Source organism: Massilia phosphatilytica (genome assembly GCF_977014125.1).
Genome location: NZ_CDRNIL010000013.1, coordinates 1 through 3,851, shown reverse-complemented (window position 1 = coordinate 3,851; position 3,851 = coordinate 1). Strand labels below are relative to the sequence as shown.

General features: G+C 70.9%; 3 protein-coding genes and 1 pseudogene. All 4 read right to left on the bottom strand.

Going from position 1 to position 3,851, the window contains the following annotated elements:
• Window positions 1-73: 73 nt before the first annotated feature.
• Window positions 74-1,224 (bottom strand): annotated as a pseudogene (locus tag ACWNCF_RS00490) (PA0069 family radical SAM protein).
• 74 nt (window positions 1,225-1,298) lie between these two features.
• On the bottom strand, window positions 1,299-1,946 hold the full coding sequence (locus ACWNCF_RS00485) for a tRNA-uridine aminocarboxypropyltransferase (protein ID WP_449405637.1): 648 nt from the start codon (window positions 1,944-1,946) through the stop codon (window positions 1,299-1,301).
• A 50-nt stretch (window positions 1,947-1,996) separates the two neighbouring features.
• Window positions 1,997-2,611 (bottom strand): NADPH-dependent FMN reductase, encoded by a 615-nt coding sequence (locus ACWNCF_RS00480; protein ID WP_449405636.1) that lies wholly within the window; start codon window positions 2,609-2,611, stop codon window positions 1,997-1,999.
• 18 nt (window positions 2,612-2,629) lie between these two features.
• On the bottom strand, window positions 2,630-3,655 hold the full coding sequence (locus ACWNCF_RS00475; RefSeq protein WP_449405635.1) for an efflux transporter outer membrane subunit: 1,026 nt from the start codon (window positions 3,653-3,655) through the stop codon (window positions 2,630-2,632).
• Window positions 3,656-3,851 lie beyond the last annotated feature (196 nt).

The following is a 3,851-nucleotide window of genomic DNA, read 5'->3' as shown; positions in this document are numbered from 1 at the left end:
TGGCGCGCAACCGCCTCAACCTGCACGAACGGCCCGTCGCGGCGCACGTGCTGTCGCTGGTGCCGGAGACGCTTTAAAACAAATCCATCTGCGCAGCCGCCGCGCTGGCCGGCCTGACGACCGTTTTCGGCACCACCAGCGGGCGCCGGAACTGCGACGGATCGCAGGTATTGAACCGGCTCATGCGGCCTTCCAGCCCCAGGCGCTTGACGGCCTTCGTGAAGCGCTGGCGGATCAGGTCGGCCCAGATGCCCTCGCCCGTCATGCGCTTGCTGAAATCGCTGTCGTAGTCCTTGCCGCCGCGCATGTCGCGGATGCGGTTCATCACGCGCTGGGCGCGGTCGGGGAAGTGGGCGTGCAGCCATTGCTGGAACAGCGGGTTCACTTCCCACGGCATGCGCAGCACCGTGTAGTGGGCGCCGACGGCGCCGGCATCCTTCGCGGCTTCGAGGATGCGCTCGATTTCCGGCTCCGTGACGAACGGGATGATCGGCGCGACGCTCACGCTGACGGGGATGCCGGCCTCCGTCAGGGTGCGGATCGCGCGCAGGCGGCGCGCGGGCGCGGCCGCGCGCGGCTCGAGCGTGCGCGAGATCTCGCCGTCCAGCGTCGTCAAGGTGATGGCGGCGCAGGCCAGGCCCTTCGCGGCCATCGGCGCGATCAGGTCGATGTCGCGTTCGATCAGCGCCGACTTGGTGATCAGGCCGTACGGATGCTGGCATTCGGACAGCACTTCCAGCACCTCGCGCGTGAGGCGGCGCTCGCGTTCGCAGGGCTGGTACGCGTCCGTGTTGAGCGCCGATGGCGATGTTTTCCGGGATGTAGCCCGGACGCGCCAGCTCGCGCCGCAGCAGGTCGGCCGCGTTCACCTTGGCGAAGATGCGGCTTTCGAAATCGAGGCCCGGCGACAGCCCCAGATACGCGTGCGTGGGCCGCGCGAAGCGGTAGATGCAGCCGTGCTCGCAGCCGCGGTACGGGTTCAGCGACACGCTGAACGGGATGTCCGGCGACGTGTTGCGGCTGAGGATCGATTTCGCGATCTCGTCCGTGACGATCGTCTTGAGGGGCGCCGGCGCCTCGTCCCGATCCCGGCACGGTCCAGCCGTCGTCGAAACGCTCGCGGCCGTTCACTTCGTAGCGGCCCTGGATGTTGGTGACGGCGCCGCGGCCTTTCGTGGGCCCGTTGATGGGCACGACCTCGGCGGACTTTTGCGGGAACGGCAACACCACCTGGCTGACCGCCCGACTTGCGTTTGCTTTGACCCGATTCACGCGGCGCTCCTTAAGATGCTGTATGTTTATACAGTATAGTACGCCGATCTCAGGAAGGGTTCAAGCGCGAAAAAGAGCAGCTTGTTGTTGCACAAAACCGTCAAACGCCTGCAGCAGAGGCCGGTATGCGGCGGCGTCGCCCTCCAGCTGGGCCAGGGCCAGCGCGGCCGCTTCCAGCACGTCGACAGCTGGTGCGCCGCGTGCGCCTTGCGAATCCGATAAGCCGACGCGGGCACGTCGTGCAGCGCGAGGCGCGGCAGGCGCTGCAGTTCGGGATTTACGTACAGCATCTTGCGGCTCTTGCGCCAGGTGGCGTCCAGCACGACGAGGCGCAGCCGCTCCGGTCGCGCCATCGATACCGGATCGGGCACGGGTGCGGCCGCCTCGCCCGGCGTCCCGGGATACAGCAGCAACGGCACGCGCCCGCCTTCGTGCAGCAGCGCGTGCAGCACCGCAGGGTCGAACGCCTCGCCGACGTCGAGCCGGCTGCCGCCCAGGCACAGGTGCAGCAGGCGCGCGCTGTTCTTGGCGTTGCGCACCTCGAGCGGGTGTTGCAGGATCAGCAGGTCGGCGCGGCTGGACAGCGGCCGCACCCAGCGGCAGATGCAGGCGCTCTGCGCGCGCAGGCAGGCGGCGCAGGTCGCGCGCCGCGGCGGTGATGGGAGATTCGTCATGGGCGGCGAGGATTGTAGCGCCAATCCCGCGCCGCCATGCCGTCACGCCGTCACTGGCTGCCCATGCGCTGCCCCACGTGGGGCGCGTCGGCCGGCTCGGCCGGCGCATCCGGCCGCAAGGACTTGAGCGCGCGGCTCCACGCCACCACCTGGTCGAGCATGGCGTCGACGGCCTGCTCGTGATGCGCGGCCGGGTTGAACGTCGCATGATTCTCGAAGTCGGTGCGCAGCGACAGCATCACGTGCGCGCGCACGTCGGCGACCATCAGCTCCCCCATCACCAGGCGCAGGCTCTCGATGGCGCGCGAGCCGCCCGCGCTGCCGTAGCCCACGAAGCCGGCGGCCTTGTTGTTCCACTCCTTGTACAGGAAGTCGATCGCGTTCTTCAGCGCGCCGGACGTGCCGTGGTTGTACTCGGGCGTGACGAAGACATAACCGTCGAAGCCGGCGATGGCGGCGGCCCAGGCCTTCGTGTGCGGGTGCGCATACCGGCCCTGGGACGGCGGCACCGGCTCGTCCAGCAGCGGCAGGTCGAAGTCCTGGATGTCGACCAGTTCGAACACGGCGTCGGCGCGCATGCCGGCGATGTCCAGCACCCAACGCGCCACGTCCGGCGCCTTGCGGCCGGGCCGGGTGCTCCCGACGATGATCCCGATCTTGATCATGCTTCTCCTCCTTCGTGGTTATTTGACCGATTCCAGCGGCGCCCAGCCGCCGCCCAGCGCGCGGTACAGGTCGACGTGGGCCTGCAGCCAGGCGGCGCGCAGCTGCAGCACGCCGGTCTCGGCGCTGAACGCGTTGCGCTGGGCATCCAGCTCCTCCAGGTACGACGAATAGCCGTTGCGGTAGCGGTTGTGGGCGATGCGCAGCACTTCCTTCGTCGCCACCCGGCGCGCCTCGGCCTCGTCCAGCTGCTCGCGCAGGCGCTGCACGGCGCTCAGGGCGTTCTCGGTGTCGGCGAAGGCGCTGCGCACAGCGGCCTCGTACGCGAACACGGCGCGGTCGCGCAGCGATGCCGAGATGTCGGCCTGGGCGCGCAGCCGGCCCGCGTCGAACAGCGGCGCGAGGACGCTGCCGCCCACGCTCCACAACGCGGTCGGCGACGACAGCAAGGTCGGCAGGTCGTGCGCATACGCGCCCAGCGACGCCGTCAGCCGCAGCGACGGCAGCATCTGGTCGCGCGCCGCCGCGAGACTGGCGTCGGCCGCCGCGACCGCGCGCTCGGCGGAGGCGACGTCCGGCCGGCGCCGCAGCAGGTCGGACGGCAGGCCGGGCCGGATCGCCGGCGCGGTCAGGCGGGCCAGGTCCGCGCCCCGCTCGACCGGGCCCGGATTGGCGCCGGCCAGGATGTCGAGGGCGTTCTCCTGCTGCGTGATCGCCCGTTCCAGCTGGGGCACGACGGCGGCCGTCGCGCGGTATTCCGCCTCCGCCTGCGCCAGTTCGAGGCGCGAGCTGTAGCCCACCTCGAACTGCCGCCGCGCCAGGTCCAGCGACCGTTGGCGCGACGCCAGCGTGGCGCGCGCGAGGGCCAGCTGGGCGTCCAGCCCGCGCAGGTTCAGGTAGCCGGACGCCGCGTTCGCCGCCACCGACAGCGCCGTCGCGTCGGCCGCCGCCTGCTGCGCCGCGTAGTCCTGGCGCGCCGCCTCGGTCGCATTGGCCAGGCGGCCGAACGGATCGAGTTCGTAGGCGGCCTGGAAGCTGCCCTGCATGGCGGTGGACTCGATGGGCGTGCCGAACGGACCGATCGCGCGCGCGCGCCGGCGAGAAACCGGCCGACAGCGTCGGCTCCCGGGCCGCTCATGCGCCAGCCTGGATGCGCGCCCGGTATTCGCGCAGCCGCGCCTGCGCCGTGCGCACGTCGTTGTTGCGTGCCAGGGCCAGCGCCACGAGGCGGTCGAGCGCCAG